Raw genomic sequence first — 20237 nt, forward strand, 5'->3', positions numbered from 1 at the left:
CAGTTACTCGATTCCTGCCGCCCGTATGTCTCGAATGCGCAATTGGATTCGATCGTAGCCGTTCCAGTGATTGAGTTCCGGCGTAAATGCGACGTCGATCGGTGTATTGATTGACAATCCCTGCTCCTCCAGGGACGGCATCCCAAATCCGATGCTATCAAACGGCACTGATCCTCCCTGCCGGACCGTCATCTTCAAATGCTTATCCCCCACGACGCGGGCTTGTAAGACATTCAATCCTCTTACGGCAAAAGTCGGTTCTGGATTGCCCGCGCCGAATGGATGCAGAGTCCCAATCTCTCGGATCAGTTTGAGCGTGACCTCGTCCAGCCGCAGTTCAGAGTCGAGGTGCAACATCGGCACACTGTGCGTACTCCGCATCCAGGCTTCCGCCGTGGCAGCAAAGCGTTCGGCAAACTCGGGTACTCGCTCCTCCTTGAGTGTCACCCCCGCTGCACTGGGATGGCCTCCGAACGCAATCAGTACATCCCGGCAGCCGGCCAATGCCTGATACAGATCGAAACCCGGCACCGTCCTCGCCGAACCTTTTCCGATACCGTCTTCATTGACGGCGATGACGATCGTCGGACGATGAAAACGTTCCATGATACGGGCAGCCACAATACCGACGACCCCAAGATGCCATCCCCGCGCATATAACACGATCCCACCAGGCAATTCCCTCGACTCGACTTGAGCCAATGCCTCGTCGAGTATCGTCGCCTCAAGGTCCCGGCGCCTATGATTCAGCTGATCCAGCTCCTCAGCCAACCTTTGCGCTTCCTGCTCAGAGTCCGTCGTTAACAGCCTGACCCCTTTGATCGCCCCATCCAACCGCCCTGCGGCATTGAGCCGAGGGGCGAGCTTAAACGCGATCGTATCCGCCGCACAGTCACGAGTCACGCCGGCGACCTGCTTCAAGGCCCGCAGCCCACAGCGTGCACCGCGCGAAATCTGAACCAGGCCTTCGCGAACAAATAGTCGGTTTTCATCCTGTAGTGGAACGACGTCGGCGATCGTCGCCAGCGCCACCAAATCCAACAGTGACTCTACACGCACCGTCCCAGAGCCGTATTTCGTCTCATACGCCTGCACGACTTTATACGCGAGACCACCGGAGCAGAGTCCATGAAACGGATACCGTGCATCCGGCCGATGGGGGTTCATCACCGCCAACGCCGGTACCATCGCCAGATCGCTCTGATGGTGATCCGTCACGATGACATCCATCCCCAGTTGACTGGCGAGAGCAATCTCACGATGCGACGTCGTCCCGCAATCCGACGTCACTAATAGCGTAGTGCCGTCCTGCGCCAGGGTTCGAACCGCCTGCTCATTCAGCCCATATCCTTCGCGCAACCGATGCGGGACGTAGGCTCGGACCTGTGCCCCAAGGCCACGAAAAAACGATACGTACACACTCGTCGCGGACATGCCGTCCACATCATAGTCGCCATAAAAGCAGACACGCTCCTGCCGCTGCATGGCTTGATGCAAACGATCAACGGCTCGCTCGATGTCGGGGATCAAGAAGGGATCATGCGTTCGGAGTGGAGACATCCAGGCCACCGCCTGGTCGACATTCATCACACCCCGGTTGAGCAACAACGAGGCGGTTGCGGAAGAAATTGATAAGGCCTGCGAGAGACGGCCCCGTTGGATTGGGTCGACCTGCCGAAAGACCCAGAGCTTAGACTTCACCGCTGCCTCCTTATTAAACTGGGCCTGGGCATCACTCAGGATATGATACTCAGAGAAACGTGCCTGACTCTAATAAGTCGCTTCTTCTTTGTCAAACAACGACAGGAGGGAAACACCGACGGGGTACACAGAAGAGGAAACCAGAGAGACGTGAAGAGAATCGATCGCCTACTCGCCTCCTTTTTGCACGTAGTTCTTCACAAATTCCTCCGCGTTCTTTTCAAGGACATCGTCGATTTCATCAACCAGCTTATCGATATCTTCTTTCAGCTTCTTCCCGGTCTCCACCACCTTCGGATTGGCTTTAACCTCTTCTTTACCTTGTGGTTCTCGTCTCGGCTCTTGCTTTCGTTCCTGCTTTTCCATTCGAGCACCTCCTGTCGGCCAGGTAAATCCTCGCGATCAGCCCGCAACCGCCGGTCATATGTTCACCATACTCTAGGGAACAGAAACCCGTCAAGGCAAGGGGGAGAAACGAAAAAGCGCCGTGCCCGGATCGGACACGGCGCTTCATCATTGGAATCAGGATGAGATCGGAACGAGCCTAACCCGCGATGAGCGACACAATGAGCAATGCCACGATATTGATGACTTTGATCATCGGGTTCACTGCCGGTCCAGCCGTGTCCTTATAGGGATCGCCGACCGTATCACCGGTCACCGCCGCTTTGTGCGTATCGGTACCTTTTAGACCTTGCTCTTCGATAAACTTCTTTGCATTGTCCCAGGCGCCGCCGCCACTCGTCATAGAAATCGCGACAAACAAACCGGTCACGATACTGCCGACCAACACCCCACCAAGTGCCTGTGGCCCAAGTACCAGACCGATGACCACCGGGGACGCCACCGGAATCAAGCCCGGGATCATCATCTTCTGGATCGCCGCCTGCGTCACAATATCGACACAGGTGCCGTACTCCGGCTTACCCGTCCCTTCCATAATTCCCTTGATCGTTCTAAATTGACGCCGCACCTCTTCTACGATCAACCCGCCCGCTTCACCGACGGCCCTCATACACAGTGAGCCAAAGATGAACGGCAACATGCCGCCGAGGAACAACCCGACCAACACTTTTGGATTGGAGAGATCGAATGCCGCCAGCGCTGGATTATGCGCAGCAACTTCGCGCGAGTATTCGGCAAAGAGGACAACTGCCGCCAACCCTGCGGACCCGATGGCATAGCCCTTGGTGACTGCCTTGGTCGTATTACCCACGGCATCCAATGGATCGGTAATGTCTCGAACTTCCTTGCCCAAATGAGACATTTCGGCGATACCGCCGGCATTGTCTGTGATCGGACCAAAGGCATCGATCGCCACCACGATCCCGGCCATCGAGAGCATGGCCACAGCCGCCACGGCCACACCATACAGACCACCCGACTCGGCACCGCCACAGATCCAGTAGCTGCCAAGAATCGCCATGGAAATCACCACGACCGGAGCCGCCGTCGATTGCATGCCTACGGCCAAACCGGCGATGATGTTCGTTGCATGGCCGGTTTCGCTTGCTTTCGAAATGTACTGCACCGGCTCATACTCTTTTGAGGTGTAGTAATCAGTGATGAACACCAGCGCCAGCGTCACACCCAGGCCGAGCAATGAGGCGATGTAGTAGCTGAATCCACCGACTCCACCAACACCCCCCATAATCATGAACGTAAACGGGAGAAACGCCACTGCGGCAATCCCCCCGGCTACAAACAATCCTTTGTATAGAGCGGGCATAATTTCGCCGCCCGGAGCGACCTTGACGAAAAGAACCCCTGCAATCGTCGCAAAGATCGTAATCCCCCCCAACGCGAGCGGATACAGAATAGGTGCCGTCACACCCTTGAACATCGTAAAGGCCAGGACCATCGCCGCAACCGTCGTGACCGCATAGGTTTCAAAGAGATCCGCCGCCATACCGGCACAATCACCGACATTGTCACCCACGTTATCCGCGATGACCGCTGGATTACGCGGATCGTCCTCAGGGATCCCCGCCTCCACTTTTCCGACTAAGTCTGCCCCGACGTCCGCGGCCTTTGTATAAATTCCGCCGCCGACCCGTGCGAACACGGAGATCAAGCTCCCCCCGAACCCGAGGCTGAGCAACGCATGGATGGCTTTTTCCTGACCGGCCATCGATTCAGCGATCGAATAAAATCCGGTAATAGCCAGCAGTCCAAGACCGATCAACAGAAGACCTGTCACCGCGCCACCACGAAAGGCCACGACCAAAGCCGCGTTCATTCCGTTATGGGCAGCTTGCGCCGTCCGCACGTTGGCCCGAACCGCGATGATCATGCCCACATAGCCGGCAATCGCCGACGCACCCGCGCCGACCAAGAACCCTGTCGCCGTGAGCAGACCAAACTTATCCGAGACCACGCCGGCGAGGGCCAACACCACGAACAATCCCGCCGCGACATAACCAACGGTCTTATACTGCCGATTCATGTAGGCACTGGCGCCTTCCTGAATGGCCTTTGCAATTTCCTGCATCTTCGCATTACCGGCATCGAGCTTGAACACCCACATCGCCAGGTACAACCCATAGCCAATGCCTGCCACGGCCGCGATGAGGGCAAATGTGATAATCGCTGAGTCACTCACGGGAAACCCTCCTACTGGTTAAACGAATTCCTGATGTCACACGGCTCTCCGTGGCTTCAACCCATCCTAAAGTACATGCGCGAGTGGGTAAATCCTAAGGTGGGCAGTGTCGAATTCGAAGCGAGCCACCCGAAAAGCTGGGCTATTCTATAGAGTCCCACAGGTGGGATCAAGACCAAATGCGGCCTACTTGCAAACACCTCCCCAGCCTGGTTCATACTGGTACACATCGAATTGGATGTGCCATCCCTGACTGGCACAGTGGTCTCCCCTTACAATAATGGAGCGAAAGGGGAGCTGCCGGGTGGAGGAGCACAGATCCAGACTATCTCCATAGGGAACAATGGGTTACAAATGAGATCCTTCATCATTCAGATGATCCAGTTCATGTGCTTGGCCGTCCTCATCACGGCCTGCAGCAGCGAAAGCACCACAAGAAATCCTGCCTCCGCTCTGATCAGTCTCAAGCTCCAAACGGTGACGAGCGACCTAAGTGCCCCCGTTTTCTTGACCGCACCCTCTGGGGATGCCGATCGCCTGTTTGTTGTGGAACAAGGAGGGACGATCAAGGTTCTCGAGAGGATGACCGGCACCACGCTGGGGACGTTTCTGACCTTGACGGAGATCACCAGCGGAGGAGAACAAGGATTACTGGGGCTCGCCTTTGATCCTCACTACAACACCAACGGCCGATTCTATGTCTACTATACAGACAGTAGTGGCGCGATCACCATCGCTCGCTTTGTGACCTCGGCAACGAATCCAAATATCGCTGATCCGGCTTCGCAAGCCATCCTCGTCTCTATTCCCCATCCGACCTTTCGCAACCACAACGGAGGGATGTTGGCGTTCGGACCGGATGGCTGTCTGTATGCAGGAATCGGTGATGGTGGCAGTGCAGGGGACCCGAACAATCATGCACAAACTCTCACAAGCCGACTGGGGAAACTCCTCCGAATCGATCCAGCGACTGGAACGGTCTGCACCAGTGGAACGCTGAACCCATTTGTCTCGGGCAACGGTCATCCGCTCGTGTGGAGCTACGGGCTACGGAATCCCTGGCGATTTTCGTTTGATGGCGATGATCTCTACATCGGCGATGTCGGCCAAGGTGCCCGAGAGGAGATCAATATATCGACAGGTCCTCACGCGGGACGCGGGCTGAACTACGGCTGGCGACTCATGGAAGGGTCGGCTTGTTTCAATCCTACGTCGAACTGCGATCCTGGCACCCTCACCCCCCCGATCGTTGAATACACCCACGACAAGGGAGCCTGCTCCGTCATCGGCGGATACGTGTATCGTGGCCAGGCCATACCAGCCATCCACGGGACATACTTCTACGGGGATTTCTGTGCCGGTTTTGTCCGCAGTTTCCGTTTCAGGAACGGCGCCGCTACCGAGCAACAAAACTGGCCACTCCTCGTCACTCCCTCCATCTCAAGTTTCGGCCAAGACGGCCTGGGAGAACTCTACCTAACCACTCTGAGAGGGACGGTGTTTCGGATTGTCCGGGATTAGAGCCCTTCTCGTGAGCGCGTAACCGGACAACACGCTGGCTGGTTTACGACTCCTGCTGACTTTGCTATAGTTCGCCAACCTGATCACTATGGGACTTGAACCGAACTATATCGTGATTGACGGGCAGACCTTCTCACAAGCGAAACTCGCCCTGGATAATCACGTCTACAAAAACTGTCAGATCGACGACTGCGATCTCTACTACAGCGGCGGACAATATGAGCTGCTCGACACCCATATCACCAACTCTCGCCTGATCCTAAACCATCCCGCGAAAGGCATTTACAACGCCTTACAGATCTTCAAGATGAAGTCCCCGGGCTCCCGTATCGTCTTCGAGTGATCGTTTCCTCCATGCCCTACACCTACGACTACACCAGCGCCGCTCCCGGCAACGAGCGCACGTCCGCACGTTATTGGCGCGCCATGAAAATGGCCTTGACCCGCTGTATGCGAGACAAGACATTCCGATTCAATGGCCGCGAGTACGAGTACCTATACCATCCCTATAATCGAACGTGGAAAAACGAGCGTGGGGTCGAAATCCCCATTTTCCGTGAACTCCTGCTCCAGCACGAAGGCAAGCGGGTGCTCGAAGTGGGCAACGTCTTGTCGCATTACTTTTCCATTCAGCATGAGGTCGTCGACAAATACGAGGTCAGCCCCGGCGTGATGAACCAGGATATCATCAACCTGGTCCCTCAACAGCCATACGATTTAATCGTGAGCATCTCGACACTGGAACATGTCGGATGGGATGAACAACCAAGGGAACCAGCCAAATTGCTCCAGGTGCTTGCGCACCTGCGATCGACCTGCCTGGCTCCGTGCGGTCAGATCGTGGCAAGCCTCCCGATCGGATACAACCACTATTTTGACGGTTTACTGAATAGCGGGAGAAGTCCGTTCTCGACCCAGCTCTTCCTGAAACGCATTTCCAAACAAAACTACTGGATCGAGTCAGATTGGGAGCAATGCCGCGACGTGCCCTACGGCCGGTTCGTCGCCCATGCCATTGTGATCGGGACGATTCAATAGTCGCCACGCGACAGCTCCTGCCCTCAGATCATGATCCTCCCTGTTCGGCTGACTCAGCACATACCAGACTGACCAATCCGATTTGGTTATAGGTGGACACCATGCATACAGCAACAGCTCGTCGAATGCCTTTTCGATCGCTGCGCCTATTCCTGACAGAGACGATATTCTCCCAACAGCGAGGCGGCTCATTCCCTCACGGCATGTTCACCGGTCTGCCAACCCGCAGTCTCATCGATCGAAACATCCTTTAGAAGAGGGACAGATCTTCCGATAAGGAAATGACAGCCGGCAGGCACTCCTGCCATGGGTATACTGCCGAATCGATTGGCACACGGTCGAATATGCTCGCAATATCAAGGACACCAGATAGATGAAACGCGTGGTTGTGTACGAACTCCTGCCCGATATGGTCCTTGCACGACCAATCACCAATGCCAACGGACTCCCCATTGTGGCAGCAGGAACGATCTTGGACGCGGCCTTGATCGAACGGCTCCAACAAATGGGATTACCATCGGTGTATGTGGTGGGCGATGCCCTGGACTCCGGCGGAAAAACTTTGGCTGAACTAGAAGCCGAACTCGATTATCGGTTCCGACGTGTCGCACATGATCCCCTTCAGCAACTCATCCTCCGAACACTCCGCACACACTTACACGCGACCCATGGAATGGCCACGAACATCGAGAAACCGGAGGCTGCATGACGCTCTTCACCCCGACCGACCTGCGCAACCGGATTGAGCAGGTGGGAGACCTCCCCACGCTGCCCCATGTCGTGCAACGGCTGGCCACGATGATCGGTTCTCCCACCGTGTCGGCTGAAGAGATCGGTACCATCATCGAGAAGGATCAGGTGCTGGCCGCAAAAGTCCTTCGACTGGCGAATTCCCCATTTTATGGGTTTCCTTCGAGAATCGGCTCCGTCTCGCACGCCGTGATCGTGCTGGGGTTTAACGTCGTGAAGGGGCTGACGCTTTGCGCCTCAGCCCTGACCATCATGAAAGACGCCGGCATGGATCAGCTGTGGCGCCATTCGCTCGGCGTCGCCATCACCGCCAAGCTCCTCGCAACCAGACTGGACATCAAGAACTCCGAAGAGCTGTTCGTCTCCGGCCTACTCCATGACATTGGAAAGGTCGTGCTTTACGTAAAATGGCCCGACGTGGGAAACAGCATCAAAGACGCCATGAAAACTCGTACTGATCACTCGCACTTCGACATCGAGCAGGAACTGACTGGCCTCTCGCATGCCGAGATCGGCGGCTACCTGGCGAGCGCATGGCATTTACCGGTGACACTTCGCGAACCGATCCTCTACCACCACAACCCCATGCAAGCCAAGGACGCCACACTGCAAACGGCCATCGTCCATGTAGCGGATATCTTGGTCAAGGGACTCGCCTGTGGCAACCCCGGAGATGATCTCATCCCACCGCTGTCCAAGCCAGCTTGGGACCAAGTTGGGCTGGATGAACAGAGTCTGGCGGAATACATCGACAAGGCTTCGCAAGAATTTCTGACCATTGACGACTACCTATGAACCACGCCAGTGCCGACCGGCGAATTCTGTTGCTGCACAATGAACTGACCTCAACCCCAGCTCTGGTCTCAGCCCTGGGAAAAGCCGGTTACCAGGTAGTGGAAGGCCATCTGCCCGAGCTCGCGCTGCATGAACTCGTCCACGATCCCCCCTGTCTCGTCCTCGCCGCGGAAGGATCCGGGGGCCATTCCGTGGAAACCCTCACACGAAATCTGAAGCTCGATGCCTTCCTCGGGCGTTTGCCGCTCATCGTCTTCGTCCGAGACAGTCGGCTCAACGATATCGATTGGGGTACCTTGGGCGTGGACGACTTCATCACGGTCCCCTATCGCACCGAAGATGTCGTGCATCGCATCCGCCTCTGCCTCAGCCGACTGACTCGATCACTCGACGCAAATCCCCTCACTCGGCTGCCGGGCAACACCACCATCCTCTGTGAAACTACTGCTCGAATCCAGGGCCAGCAGCCCTTCGCGCTCGCGTACCTCGACATCGACAATTTCAAGTCGTTCAACGACCGTTACGGCTATGGACGGGGAGACGAAGTGCTGATTGTGGCCTGCCGCATCCTCACGACGGTCGTCGGCGAGTTGGCCGGCTCGGAAGGATTTGTCGGCCATGTCGGCGGCGACGACTTTGTCTTCATGAGCCGACCGGACACCATCGACGCAATTTGCGAGACCATCATCAAGCGGTTTGACTTGGTGATCCCGGACTTCTACGACCGTGAAGATCGCCTGAAAGGCTACATCGACTCCGTGGACCGTCGAGGCAACAAAGAACAGTTCCCCATCATGAGCCTGTCGATCGCCGTCGTCACCAATGAGCGAAGTCCCATTGCCCATCCCGGTGATGTCAGCAAGCTTGCCTCCGAGCTTAAGAAACAAGCCAAGACGATGAAAGACAGCGTTTATGTGAAGGACCAACGCGGCCAGGCTATCGAAGCCTTTTCCACGACGACTGCTTACACCACACAGCTGCCCACCGAGCGATAACACCTTCGTCGAGTTCGCCTCTACGTCACCCGAGCGATATAGCTGCCGTGATCACGACCAATTTGCACGTTCTGAACATCCTTCCAATTCTGGCCTGGCAGAGCCCTCCTGTAGGATCGACCTCACAAAAGTCGTGAGAGACAATGTCTAGGTCAATGACCGGCCATAGAGATATCCGACCTCGTACACTCCCTGCCTTACATACAGGTGCCTTCGAGGATATACCCGCTCGAAGGAGTCTTCGAGATGGGCGGCCCCTCTATTTCTTCGAATTGGCCTCTCAGTTATGTTCGTGGCGCTGAAGGGGATCATCCCAGCGAAGATTCGGGAAGCGAGCGAAGTCACGATCTGTGGAGCAGAGGGTCAACCCATGCTCGATCGCTAACGCCGCCAGATGCGCATCTGGCACCAAGTTAGAGCGAGGAATAGTACTGAGTAAGGAACCCAAGATGTCACGATGGCGCTCTGTGGGCTGGGGAATCCAAGCGACTGGACAGGCAAGCCATTCTTCAACCTGATTCCAGGCATTCGGGATTGATTCCGGTCGTTCAAAGATACGTGGGTTCGATACCAGCCGTACAAAACCAAGCATCGTCGGCCACGGCAAACCCACTGGGGTCGGTCCGTTCAGATGTCCATCAAGCCAAACGCGCGCAGCCTGATGCTGGGGTAGAGAGGCCACATGGGCGTAGACGAGAATGTTCGCATCGAGCAGAATCATCGGAAGGCTTCGTCTTCCGCCGTAGCTAACACCTCTTCCACATCGTCCAGGCTGCCGACAAGACAACGCCCCAACGAGACGCTCTGGGTCCGGAATGGCTTCTTAGGTCGCGCTGGGGGCACTAAGAGATCTTTAAGCCCCTGGCGCATTGCATCGTTGACGACCGTCTTGAAACTGGCTTTGCGGATTTTCTGGGCCCGTTTTAAGAGCGCAGCCACATCGCTATCAAGACTCAAGGTAGTTCTCATGCATCAAAGCATAATATAGATGATGTTTTGATGTCAATGAACCAATAAGATGGTCCCGTGCGAGCATGAGGGAGAGTCGCTGGCCAACGTGTGTCGTAAAGTGCCACGTTGACACGGGGCCTTTTAAGCACCGCGGGTGAATTGTAGAATCAGGGCTGTCCAAACGGAATGCACGAAGCAAGATTTGAACCCACCGTTGCTGTGAGCACGCTTACTCCAGAGATCAAGACGCGAGCCAATGCCATGAAAGAGCGCTCTCTACGGTAAGGGCCAGCTATATAGGTATCCGACCCAATATTACAGGCCAATTCTTACAGCCGACCGTCGGCTCGCATCGGAAGCCCGGAGGTTGGGAGTGTCAACCAAACTGCTCACTGTGAGGCGTGTGGAGTAACCCGCAACCGAGTCAGGTTGATGCACTCTTCATCGACTCTGTGGACCATTGAGGCGATAAAGAGCAGTTCCCCATTATGAGTCTCTCGATCGCTGCCGTCGCCAACGAGCGAGTTTCCATTGCCCACCCCAGCAACGTCAGCAAGATTGTCTTAGAGATCAAGAAACGAACTAAAGCCATGAAAAGCAGTGTCCAGTTAAGGACGAGCCACAACATCACTTGCAGGGATCTGCACCAAGACTCCAACGAGACTATTTGAAGCCGTCTCGGATTCCTTTGGCAATACCGGCGCCGAGCCACGAACCGACCACGCCAATGTCGACGGTTATACCAGCAAACCCACCAACGCTGAGTTTTTCACTTTGTGGAGGCGCAGCGGTGCTCGCCACAACTTGACCATCCTGGAAGCCTCCGTCGAGGTGGTTCACCTTCGATATATGGGCACCGGCGACGATGTCCACACCTTGGATAATGTCGAAGCTCAGCCCGGCATAAAAGTTTTTCAGCGGGCTGTCGACCATATTGATGCCGACGATAGGAGCGACTATTTTTGTGATAGCTCTCCATTTTGGACAAAGACCATCATGCTGCCATTCCTTTTTGGCTGCCCCCCAGCCCGATTCGAGAATGTCTCGTTCAGTCAAATGAACCTTGAGAAAAACCGGAAAGTTAACAGGGGAGTCATTCTTCCGGCTCGACGTAATAACATATTGCCCATTGACATTAGTGATTGTCGAAAATGTTTGGTTACTAGCAGCCAAAGAGGAATAGACGGGACCGGCGATGATTCGGAACCGATACAGATCGCGGACAATAAGTTCATCATCGATGACAGAAGGTTTTGAAGAGGCACCGGTGTCTTTAGGATTGGGGGTAGATGGCATAGGCGCGTTTCCTGGCTTTTCTGATCCGGAAGAAGGTGGCGGAGCGCTCACTCCTGCATTTGTTCGTGTGGGAGGTGGTCCCCCGCCTGGTTTCCCCATCTTCTCGGAGGTGTTTTCGAGTAGAGCCGCAAGGTTTTTGAGGGTAGTGTTGAGATGGGCTCGTACTTTGGTATCAGTATCTGTATCAGAAGGGAACTTATTGGATAGCTCTTCGGATTTTTCCAGACCGGAGAGAAGGTCACTGAGATTCAAAGCTTGAGGTGTACCTGGTGTTCCAGAGTCTTTATCAATCGTGGGGGCAATCGAGATTTGATAGCCGATCTTAGTGCCACCCTTCAGCAATGTATGCAAATCGCAAAGCCAGATGGTTTTCTTATCCACTAGCTCCAAGAACGGTATTGGGTTCTTGGCATCGATGATGCTTTGGAAGGGTCTCATCTATTTTAGCAAGCTTCTCATCTCTTGACTTTTTGGTCTCCTTATTACCATCTAATTGAGCTTTCAACTCTAACGAAAGGTTAACAAGTATCTGTCTATCCTTAGTGAGTACATCGGTAATAGCCAGCCGTAGTTCATCGAAGGTAGTTTTACCAGGAAAGAGCTTCGATAGATTTTCCAGGGTGTCTTTACTTGGGAATTTCGTCAACAAGTCATGGAGGCAGTGAGGTGTTTTTGGGCATCTTGGAGACCATCATTGAGTTCGGTGAGGCGACTGAGCGGGGGGGGGCTGAGTTCAAGACCGTTTCCCTCTGCGGAGATGGAAGCAGGTTTTTTCTCCTGCCTAGGACTTGTTGGCGGCACGATCGCGGCATCTGTCGCCGTAAAAGCATTCTCCGTCAGCTTGCATACTAATGGGTTTTGGCCAAGCACCAAAACACGGGCGTTATCACGTTTGGTAGCAATGGGTTTATTGTAATGTAGGGCATTTGCAAGATTAGGGAACTTGTTCGATCCTTTGGCCGTGCAATCAGGGTCATTCGTGAACTCCAGCTTGCCGTACTCCTTCGCAAGACATTTGGCCGCATGCTGAAGATCCTCTTGGGTAACTGCCTCAGTGTCTTGTTGGATGCTCTGGAGATACCCGATATATTCGTAGTACGGAGTGAACACCTTGGCATCATCTTTTGATGCATCTGTCCACTTATTAAGTCGGTCGTTGACCCATTTCTCGTTGATGCGTTGGTCGTAGACTAACCAATAGTCCTTGCAAAAGCAGAGGTACTGAGAAACCAACTGAGCGTGAGAGCGATGGCCATAATGCAAACATGCATAAGCTTCTCCTTTAGTGGATGCTCACTACTAAATGATAATGCTCAAGTTGCTTGCCAGGCTCGACACATTGATTGACTGTGAAGTCGTAAATAGCTGCTCGGGCCAGACATGCATTATGCATTCCATGTCACATCCCCCTCATCCGCTAACTCTGACAAGCCTTGGCAAAACGAAGCAAATAGCGGTCGAGCGAGACCAAGTCAGTGCTGTAGATTGTCTCGCTGGTGTTTCGGTGATGCTGGAAACCACCCTTGCCGTCACGCATCACTAGACTTTCGACTTACCCCCCCATACACCCTTCTCACACATCGCCAATAGATCCGGGGAGGATCTGATTCGTTACCATTTCTCTGAACCTTCCCACCTTTCCCATTCAAAGACCGGGACGATAGCGTCCAGTACGCATTCGCATGATTCCTCTTTTGAATAAGCCAGAACGGCCCAACCTTATAGGCCCGTAGAGCTTAATCGTCAATAGATACGTACGTACCTATTAACGGTGGCCTGCCCACTGCTATCCACTCCTCAGCAAAGAACGGGCCGCAAAAAAATTGTGAGAATGGCCTCAATTTGGAAAGATTGCGCTGCTGTTCACGAAGTAAGGGACTCTGAAGGTGAATCTTTTTCGATTCAGTGAATCGAAAAGGATTCAATGCGCCTATAGATAGGTAGTTCAGCAGTCGAACAGACAATAAGAGCCCGATGCTGGGTCGATGAATACCAGGGAAACGTCTGGCTGCAGTGGAGGGTGTCGGGAAACAGTTTTGAGCGTCTCCAGTGGATTAATCAATGGCTTGCGCAGGGCTGATCCAGGCGGCGGGTTGATCGCATTATGTCCTGCGATCGACAAGAAATTCTCGACTCCCTTGGTACCTTGTCTTCGTTCCATCGACGAGAACCCTCATCCTTACCAACCCAATACATGGGGCGACGCTTCAGATTCATCACTGCAAGCACTCTCACCCGATCTGACTTGATAGTATAGAGGAGCGCGTAGGGAAACCGGAGAAGGAGTCGGCGACGAATGGTCTCAGTAATCAACGGAGCAGCTTCTGGAAAATTCGCGATGGCTTGTGTGCAATGCTCAACTTCATCAAGAAACGCCGTTCCAAGACCAGGACTTTCTGACTCGTAATACTGGGCGGCTTCGTTCAATTCACGGCTGGCCAATCGATGGTACGAGACGTGCTCCATTCACTTCAGCTTGGCTCTCGCTTCACGGAACACGTCCTTCGCAGAAACGACGGACTCTGGTTGAACATCCATCTCCGCTGATCTGCGCTGAGCCTCTTCAGCCCAGAGCCTAGCATTTTCCTCTTCAGACAGATTTTCCAAGCTCGCCAACAATTTTCCAGCCAAGCGGGCTCGGGACTTTAGATCGAGCTTTAGCGCCTCGGCTTCAAGTTCGGTGATACTCATGGACGCATTTTACTCCAAACCAGCTTATTGAGCCAACGATATCATCCAGGAATCCAACTGGTACATCATTCGCTCGGCTTCGCTCATACTTCTCACGACAGAAATCACTCGCACTTCTGCAGCAACGTCCCGAGGCATTTGAGCGTCCCCAGTGGGTTCATCAACGGCTTGCGCAAGACTGACCCAGGCGGGGGATTGATCGCATTGCGCCCGGCGGTCGACAGGAAATTCTCGATGCCCTTGGTACCATTCTTCGCCCCATCGACGAGGGACGTGATGACCCGCCCCATTCCAAGGTCATGCTCGAATTCAATTCCAGCAACATGCACTTTGATCGCATCCGGCTTGCCGCAATCCGTGGCAGATGGAAAGGTCTCGTCCTTGTTGACCAAGGCCGCGATCTCTTTGACTCGGTCTTCGGTGTCAACGTCATCCCCCTCACTCCACGAGGCCGATGTTGAAAACTCAGCCCGGAAGCCGTTCGCATCAGCGAGGAACTGTGTCGGTGCATAGGTGATCGCCGCAAACGGTTTGGGCGCTGTGACGGTGACCCCCTTGATCCCTCGAAGCACCTGATCCGCCTTCATCATTTTGGGGAGACCCATCAACGCAGGAATGAGGCTGGGCTTTCCTCCTCCGATGAGTTGACTCACGGTCACGCCAAGAGCTAGACCTCCATCATCCATCACCGTGATGGGGAATTTTGAACAGTCGAGCTGATTCGCAATGACCAAAACCGGTACTCCCCGATAGGTGCGGAGTGCAAACGACAGCGTGCCGGCGAGGACAGGGGACGCAGTCCCTTCCAGCGTCGCGCGCTTGCCGACGCCTCCGCCGATCAAGGGATCGAAGTGGACATACATGATGGTGTTGGCCTCAATATCAATCGAAGCGGAATAGGTCAAACCCTTTTCGCTCCACGCCGAGGTGACCTGCTTGAGCATCACAGCTCCCCAGGCTGCATCACGGCTATCCAACTCGACCGAAAGCCCACCGTCTCCGAGCAGATTGTCCCGCCATTGCTTCTCAAACAGCTTCCCTCGGGATCTGGTTGATTGAAACGACACGGTGCGCTCATCGCTGGACCGTTCATTGAACTGCGTCGTGAGTTTCTCAAGCAGTGGCTTCCTGACGATGACCGCTGAATCACCGGCCGTGAAGGCCAGCCCGACTGCAGCAGCACGAATGGCATAAGTCAGCCGTCCAATTTCAGACTCAAGCTGTTCCGTCGGCACCTGAGCAACGGGTTTGGGCACATAGGGAGTCTTGTCACTGTACCGTGCAAAAATCCAGAACCCCGAGTCGGTCATCAGAAACTGTGAGTACCTCGCCACAACCGACATCTCGAACTTTGGACTAGCATAGACAACCTTGATCTGGAACCCCTTTTCCTCATCCTTCAGCACTTCAGTTCCCGAAAGACCCAACACAAGCTTGTCCAGCTTCGCCGTGGGCACTTTCACCACTAGGTCCTTTTCAATCTGGTCGATCATTCGGTTCCTGAGGTAGTCACGCACCGCCGCGATATTTTGGAACCGCAGGGAATACCAGGAGAGATCTGGATGGAGGTCTCTCACTTTTACCCGAAATGCAAGTTGGTCTTCCGGTGTACCGATATCCAGCTCGGGTGGCAAGAACAAGAGATCACCCGTCATCCTTGCGTCGAATTGGAGATGATTCGTGGGACTGGCAACGGAGACCTGAAGCTCCAGTTCACTGCGGCCGGCCCTACTGACCAGTTCAATGTCTTCTATTCTGACAGATAGATCTTCAAGACCCTCAGATGGCTGGTCGGGGGTGATGACAAGCCCCTTGAGCAGCGACAGCAACTTGCTCATGCCTCGATTCGAGATCCCAATCCCGAGATCAGCCGCAGCATGCCCACCGCCCTGCTGCTGAAGCTGGTCTTGCAACGCCAGACTCTCATACACTGCCTGCTGATGGTCGACGATCAGTTGACCTTCCCGGTCGGAACCACAGCCGGATAGCACCATTACCCACAGGACTACTAGCAACGCATACCTACGTCTCATAGCCATTCTCAATATGGTGGTGATCGTTTCACCGAACGCAATGAGGACTCAGTTCTTATTCAATCATGGCAAATACTTGGAGCCGCACATTCATAGCGAGGGTCAATAAGGAGAGTCAATGCTCAATTCAGCATTTCCTAGGCGGAAGCTCTGAGAAGCACTATAGGGGTGGAGTCAGATTGACAGCAATGCCCAGACGCACCTTACAGAAGGTTCGTTGAACAGGTCATCCGGATGACCTTTCTCCAGAATCTTATTTTCACAAGACCTTGTTTCGGATCTCTGCTTTGGCGGTTTCCCAATCGACAAATTGAGATTGACCATCAGTGAGTCGTTGGCGGCGCTCATCAAGGACGTCTTTGTGCCAGGCGGGGGACTCAATGTCTTCCGGAGTACGAGCAAGGTCTTCCCACAGGGCCTCCATCGCAGTAAGTTTCTCATGGAGGCTCATGGCTTTGAGTGGAAGGTTGAAAGACATGGGTTTAGTATACCTCAGCGCCGAACAGATTCAAATCCATCTGGTTTCACGCCTTGCCTTTTGCGCCTCACAGCTACCTCACAGCTATCTTCCAACAGGCACATTCTCTGTCCGCTTGACGATCTCGATGGGCTGAAAAACCGGATCTTGTGAGCCCTGGGATGATTCAGCTTCGACACGTTGGAGGAATGAGGCGGGGCCATTCACCGGACCGTAATTAAGCCCAACTTCGACATCAAAGGTCTTGGTATCTTTGGGCGTTGCGAAAGTAAAGGTTTCCTCTCTCGTCTCTTCCGGCTTCAAGATCGTATCCTCAGCCACTTTGACAGCTTCAAAATCGAAGATCGTGGGTTGCCCCTGCGCGTCCTGGTACGTCCGACCATAGACTCGCTTGTCCGAAAACACTGTCTTGAGGTTTTTGCCCTTGACCTCCAGATTCAACACCACCGAAGCCCAGGCCGGATGGGTCGCTGGCAAGTTGTGTGGAACCAGGCTCTGTACCTTGACCGTCACCGTTGTTTTGTCGCCATCGACTTTCGTCTGCACTGCTAACTTCGCCGCCTCCTGGCGAAGCTTGCCGAGACGCCCTGGGAAACTATGGTTGGCGATGGTCCGCTTCTTTTCCCCATTGGCCGATTCGCCTACTTGTTGCGGCATGTGGCAGGTCTGACATTCTTTGCCGGACTTCACGGCCCGACTCTGGTCCCAATTCCCTAGCAAATCGTTGGCCTTCCCGAGATTCGTCGCTGACGGTACCGACTGATGACAGTTCAAGCAGAGATCGGACTTCTGGAACAGACTCGATTCCATTGACTGATGGGCCAGATTCTGTACAAAGTCTTTGTAGGGACCATAGAGCGTTTTCCCGCCAACCTCATATTTCGGCTCAGGAGGTTGCTTCGCGCGGTCCACGTGCTTGATCAAATGGCACTGGCTGCAGGCCACGCCGTCCAAAGAGGGATCGCCCCCTTTCGCTTGATCCACAAACAATTGCGCCTGTTCCGGAAACTCCCGAACGTGCGGTGCATGGCATCGAAAACACAATCCCTGATCCTTTCCACCTGGAGACTTCAGATAGGCATCCAAGGCGGTACGGAACGTGGGAGAATGAATGGACTTTGCCAACGGGGACGTTTCCCACTCTTCATACACCCGTTCGTGGCAGCGTTTACATTTATTGGAATGGGGAAAGGTCTTCTCGATTAACGACTGATTTGCCGTACTCTGTGCCAACACAGATATGGGGGCGCCATTAAAGAACACCATGGCACAAGCCAGCACGACGAGACCGACTGCGCTTGTGGTATCTAATCGTTTCACACCCGCTGCTTTTATCAAAGTCACGTCAAAATCCTCCGTCACGCTTCGACCGGCCTGTCCTGAGTGTATCGAAGGGTTCAGGGTATACGGATAGGTTCCTAGACTCCTTCTCTTTCTCCGTTCGTGCTGAACTCGCCGAAGCACGGTCATGGAGTATTGAACTAACTTCTAGGAAAGTGATTTGACACGATACGTCAGAAAATGTCGCTGAGTATATTCTTGAATAATCTTCTTGGCCTCTTCCCGTTCGTTCTCCGTCTGCAAGGAGGCAAGATACTTACCCTGTAAGCCTGATTCCGGCATCGGAATCAGCGCATAGGTGAGCATTACCTCAACCGAGGTAGCGACGGTCCCATTCGGAAGCGTAAGGGCGAAGGGCACCTTCCTCGTATTCCCACCCTTAATGAAGGGATCCGGAATCGGGCCACGAAGAAGCTGGTCATAGGATAATCCAAACTGCCGTGTCTCCTCTGCCAAGGTCTGCCCTTTCCCATCCCTCGCCGTCACGGTCAAGAAGAACTGCTTCAGCACCGGATCTCCGTCGGGAAAGATATGCGGCAGACTGCCGATCTTCACAAGACTTCTTCCTTCCACGGTCGTGCCGGTCTTCGTCACCTCCACATCAATTCGAGGCATCCATTCCGCCTGCACGTTCCTGTTTTTGAGCATCGTTCCAGCGGCGACGACACCTCGAAACCAGTGGCGGCCGATGGCTCGAGTCATAGCACCACGTCGTGACGTTGAACTCCCAGTTGAAGGCTCCATATGGCAATCCTGACAAATGGTACCTTCGAGTATTTCACCTGGAAGATTCTTCTGCGTGACATCTTTCACTTTATCGAAGTGACAGGATACGCAAAAACTGGCTTCTCGAAACTGCGTCGACTGCACGGCAGGATGGACGAGATTCTCTTCCGGATTGGCATAGGGGCCGTAGAGAGTTCGGCCGGGCTGCAGAGTAAACGTCGGCGGCGAAGCTGCACTCTTGTCCATCCCCGCCATTAAATGACACGCCGCACAGCCGATCCCTTCCACCCCTGACTTTCCCTTCAGGACCTGTCCCACGACCTTCTCAGCATGTTCAGGAAACACAGTCACGGCAGGTGCATGACACGACAAACATCGTCGTTGCTCATCCACTGTCGGATTCGTCTCTTTCCAGAGACCGAGAACCGTTCGAAAGACCGGTGATGTCAACGAGGTCCCGTGCAAGAGCGCTGCATCCACACGGCCAAACGTCTTCAAATCCGGTGTCTGCTCTCTGGCGCCTTTCCACTCTTCATAGTGCCGCTCATGGCACTGCTTGCAGTCTTCTGAACGGATGAAGACCTTTTCAATTTCCGTTACCCAATCCGGTGACGACTGCTCGCTGGTCCCTTGCGCCAACACCTGGCCGTCATGCCACACACTCAACAGACTGAACAGCATAACAAGCGATAGGAGGCAACCTACCGCAATGACTCCTCCTACTCGCGCCCACTTGCCTTTTCCGCTTGCCTTATCCCTCACGCCTACCCTTCACTCCCCACACAGCAAAGCTAATCTCGCTTGCACCCGACAAAGTGAAAATTCACTCCCCATCCTACTGGATCGCCAGGATCTGCCGGCTCATAGGTTCCAACGGTAAAGTTGCACTCCTTCATTGCCTTCTTGATGGCTCGGCCGAAATCTCCCATGTTTCTGATCTCTTGCTTATTAATCTCCTTGATGACGGACCGAACTTTAATACCGGCATAGTCTGCACGGGAGTTGCCGATGACCTCGAAGACCGCAACCCCCTGCGGCTTTTGAAGATTGAGCTCCTTCTGAATCGCTTCATCGACGGCGCCGACGATGATCCCGAATTCCTCACCGAGCCGAGCCGCTTCTTCCTCTGTCATCCCATCAGATTGCGCCTCAGTCTCTGGAATCCAGACCGCAGCGAAGAGGACCAAGCCCAACAACACCACACCCAGCATTCCCCCATTCACTAATCGTTCCTCCGAACCTCGTGCAACTCTTCCTTCTTGCAGGGTGGCCAAACAGGCTGTCCAGCAAGGCCGCAGGGAGTCCGGCAACTGAGGCGT

The 20237-nt window shown here is 54.2% G+C and carries 20 protein-coding genes; 6 read left to right on the forward strand and 14 right to left on the reverse strand.

What is annotated here, in order from left to right; all coding sequences use genetic code 11:
- Nucleotides 1–3 precede the first annotated feature (3 nt).
- The 3 genes from recJ to ACYX34_RS13755 form a co-directional block, all read right to left on the reverse strand.
- Nucleotides 4–1701 (reverse strand): single-stranded-DNA-specific exonuclease RecJ, encoded by a 1698-nt coding sequence (recJ, locus tag ACYX34_RS13745; protein WP_462077137.1) that lies wholly within the window; start codon nucleotides 1699–1701, stop codon nucleotides 4–6.
- 168 nt (nucleotides 1702–1869) lie between these two features.
- A complete protein-coding gene (locus ACYX34_RS13750; protein WP_086426610.1) occupies nucleotides 1870–2067 on the reverse strand; it encodes a ubiquitin-like protein Pup in 198 nt (65 codons plus the stop codon).
- 178 nt (nucleotides 2068–2245) lie between these two features.
- Nucleotides 2246–4303 carry a sodium-translocating pyrophosphatase gene (locus ACYX34_RS13755; protein ID WP_462077138.1) on the reverse strand — a complete coding sequence of 686 codons (2058 nt, stop codon included), beginning with the start codon at nucleotides 4301–4303 and terminating at the stop codon, nucleotides 2246–2248.
- A 375-nt stretch (nucleotides 4304–4678) separates the two neighbouring features.
- On the opposite strand from ACYX34_RS13755, the gene ACYX34_RS13760 reads away from it, so the two are divergent.
- From ACYX34_RS13760 to ACYX34_RS13785, 6 genes are all read left to right on the forward strand, one after another.
- Nucleotides 4679–5824, forward strand: a complete 1146-nt coding sequence (locus tag ACYX34_RS13760) for a PQQ-dependent sugar dehydrogenase (RefSeq protein WP_462077139.1) — start codon at nucleotides 4679–4681, stop codon at nucleotides 5822–5824.
- 88 nt (nucleotides 5825–5912) lie between these two features.
- Entirely contained in the window at nucleotides 5913–6167 is a 255-nt protein-coding gene (locus ACYX34_RS13765; protein ID WP_462077140.1) for a hypothetical protein, read from the forward strand.
- 11 nt (nucleotides 6168–6178) lie between these two features.
- Nucleotides 6179–6862, forward strand: coding sequence for a methyltransferase domain-containing protein (locus ACYX34_RS13770; protein WP_462077141.1), 684 nt, complete (start codon nucleotides 6179–6181; stop codon nucleotides 6860–6862).
- Nucleotides 6863–7235: 373 nt separating this feature from the next.
- The gene (locus tag ACYX34_RS13775; protein WP_462077142.1) at nucleotides 7236–7571 is read left to right on the forward strand and encodes a hypothetical protein; all 336 of its coding nucleotides are present in this window, start codon (nucleotides 7236–7238) and stop codon (nucleotides 7569–7571) included.
- The gene (locus ACYX34_RS13780) at nucleotides 7568–8407 is read left to right on the forward strand and encodes an HDOD domain-containing protein (RefSeq protein WP_462077143.1); all 840 of its coding nucleotides are present in this window, start codon (nucleotides 7568–7570) and stop codon (nucleotides 8405–8407) included. The genes ACYX34_RS13775 and ACYX34_RS13780 overlap by 4 nt, the downstream gene beginning before the upstream one ends.
- On the forward strand, nucleotides 8404–9402 hold the full coding sequence (locus ACYX34_RS13785) for a GGDEF domain-containing protein (protein WP_462077144.1): 999 nt from the start codon (nucleotides 8404–8406) through the stop codon (nucleotides 9400–9402). Before ACYX34_RS13780 ends, ACYX34_RS13785 begins: the two co-directional genes overlap by 4 nt.
- Nucleotides 9403–9682: 280 nt before the next feature.
- On the opposite strand, the gene ACYX34_RS13790 is transcribed toward ACYX34_RS13785, so the two are convergent.
- The 11 genes from ACYX34_RS13790 to ACYX34_RS13840 form a co-directional block, all read right to left on the reverse strand.
- A complete protein-coding gene (locus ACYX34_RS13790; protein WP_462077145.1) occupies nucleotides 9683–10123 on the reverse strand; it encodes a TA system VapC family ribonuclease toxin in 441 nt (146 codons plus the stop codon).
- Nucleotides 10120–10371, reverse strand: coding sequence for a hypothetical protein (locus ACYX34_RS13795; RefSeq protein WP_462077146.1), 252 nt, complete (start codon nucleotides 10369–10371; stop codon nucleotides 10120–10122). The genes ACYX34_RS13790 and ACYX34_RS13795 overlap by 4 nt, the downstream gene beginning before the upstream one ends.
- Nucleotides 10372–11016: 645 nt before the next feature.
- Nucleotides 11017–12030 carry a hypothetical protein gene (locus ACYX34_RS13800; RefSeq protein WP_462077147.1) on the reverse strand — a complete coding sequence of 338 codons (1014 nt, stop codon included), beginning with the start codon at nucleotides 12028–12030 and terminating at the stop codon, nucleotides 11017–11019.
- A gap of 261 nt (nucleotides 12031–12291) precedes the next feature.
- Complete coding sequence (locus tag ACYX34_RS13805) at nucleotides 12292–12912, reverse strand: hypothetical protein (RefSeq protein WP_462077148.1); 621 nt, start codon at nucleotides 12910–12912, stop codon at nucleotides 12292–12294.
- Between the two features lie 795 nt (nucleotides 12913–13707).
- Nucleotides 13708–14115: a type II toxin-antitoxin system RelE/ParE family toxin gene (locus tag ACYX34_RS13810; RefSeq protein WP_462077149.1), complete on the reverse strand. Its 408-nt coding sequence runs from the start codon at nucleotides 14113–14115 to the stop codon at nucleotides 13708–13710.
- Nucleotides 14116–14340 carry an addiction module protein gene (locus ACYX34_RS13815; protein ID WP_462077150.1) on the reverse strand — a complete coding sequence of 75 codons (225 nt, stop codon included), beginning with the start codon at nucleotides 14338–14340 and terminating at the stop codon, nucleotides 14116–14118.
- A gap of 104 nt (nucleotides 14341–14444) precedes the next feature.
- Complete coding sequence (locus ACYX34_RS13820; protein ID WP_462077151.1) at nucleotides 14445–16373, reverse strand: hypothetical protein; 1929 nt, start codon at nucleotides 16371–16373, stop codon at nucleotides 14445–14447.
- A gap of 259 nt (nucleotides 16374–16632) precedes the next feature.
- On the reverse strand, nucleotides 16633–16851 hold the full coding sequence (locus tag ACYX34_RS13825; protein WP_462077152.1) for an addiction module protein: 219 nt from the start codon (nucleotides 16849–16851) through the stop codon (nucleotides 16633–16635).
- A gap of 84 nt (nucleotides 16852–16935) precedes the next feature.
- Nucleotides 16936–18195: a multiheme c-type cytochrome gene (locus ACYX34_RS13830; protein WP_462077153.1), complete on the reverse strand. Its 1260-nt coding sequence runs from the start codon at nucleotides 18193–18195 to the stop codon at nucleotides 16936–16938.
- Between the two features lie 144 nt (nucleotides 18196–18339).
- Nucleotides 18340–19599, reverse strand: coding sequence for a multiheme c-type cytochrome (locus ACYX34_RS13835; protein WP_462077154.1), 1260 nt, complete (start codon nucleotides 19597–19599; stop codon nucleotides 18340–18342).
- A 110-nt stretch (nucleotides 19600–19709) separates the two neighbouring features.
- Complete coding sequence (locus ACYX34_RS13840; protein WP_462077155.1) at nucleotides 19710–20192, reverse strand: hypothetical protein; 483 nt, start codon at nucleotides 20190–20192, stop codon at nucleotides 19710–19712.
- Nucleotides 20193–20237 lie beyond the last annotated feature (45 nt).

The organism is Nitrospira sp. CMX1, from assembly GCF_054902215.1.

Bases quoted from the DNA above. Each gene is read 5' to 3' on its own strand.
- ACYX34_RS13835 (WP_462077154.1), bottom strand. From the start codon at position 19,599: ATGCTGTTCAGTCTGTTGAGTGTGTGGCATGACGGCCAGGTGTTGGCG.
- ACYX34_RS13790 (WP_462077145.1), bottom strand. From the start codon at position 10,123: ATGATTCTGCTCGATGCGAACATTCTCGTCTACGCCCATGTGGCCTCT.
- ACYX34_RS13775 (WP_462077142.1), top strand. From the start codon at position 7,236: ATGAAACGCGTGGTTGTGTACGAACTCCTGCCCGATATGGTCCTTGCA.
- ACYX34_RS13820 (WP_462077151.1), bottom strand. From the start codon at position 16,373: ATGAGACGTAGGTATGCGTTGCTAGTAGTCCTGTGGGTAATGGTGCTA.
- ACYX34_RS13780 (WP_462077143.1), top strand. From the start codon at position 7,568: ATGACGCTCTTCACCCCGACCGACCTGCGCAACCGGATTGAGCAGGTG.
- ACYX34_RS13750 (WP_086426610.1), bottom strand. From the start codon at position 2,067: ATGGAAAAGCAGGAACGAAAGCAAGAGCCGAGACGAGAACCACAAGGT.
- ACYX34_RS13795 (WP_462077146.1), bottom strand. From the start codon at position 10,371: ATGAGAACTACCTTGAGTCTTGATAGCGATGTGGCTGCGCTCTTAAAA.
- ACYX34_RS13825 (WP_462077152.1), bottom strand. From the start codon at position 16,851: ATGTCTTTCAACCTTCCACTCAAAGCCATGAGCCTCCATGAGAAACTT.
- ACYX34_RS13765 (WP_462077140.1), top strand. From the start codon at position 5,913: ATGGGACTTGAACCGAACTATATCGTGATTGACGGGCAGACCTTCTCA.
- ACYX34_RS13760 (WP_462077139.1), top strand. From the start codon at position 4,679: ATGATCCAGTTCATGTGCTTGGCCGTCCTCATCACGGCCTGCAGCAGC.
- ACYX34_RS13810 (WP_462077149.1), bottom strand. From the start codon at position 14,115: ATGGAGCACGTCTCGTACCATCGATTGGCCAGCCGTGAATTGAACGAA.
- ACYX34_RS13785 (WP_462077144.1), top strand. From the start codon at position 8,404: ATGAACCACGCCAGTGCCGACCGGCGAATTCTGTTGCTGCACAATGAA.
- ACYX34_RS13815 (WP_462077150.1), bottom strand. From the start codon at position 14,340: ATGAGTATCACCGAACTTGAAGCCGAGGCGCTAAAGCTCGATCTAAAG.
- ACYX34_RS13770 (WP_462077141.1), top strand. From the start codon at position 6,179: ATGCCCTACACCTACGACTACACCAGCGCCGCTCCCGGCAACGAGCGC.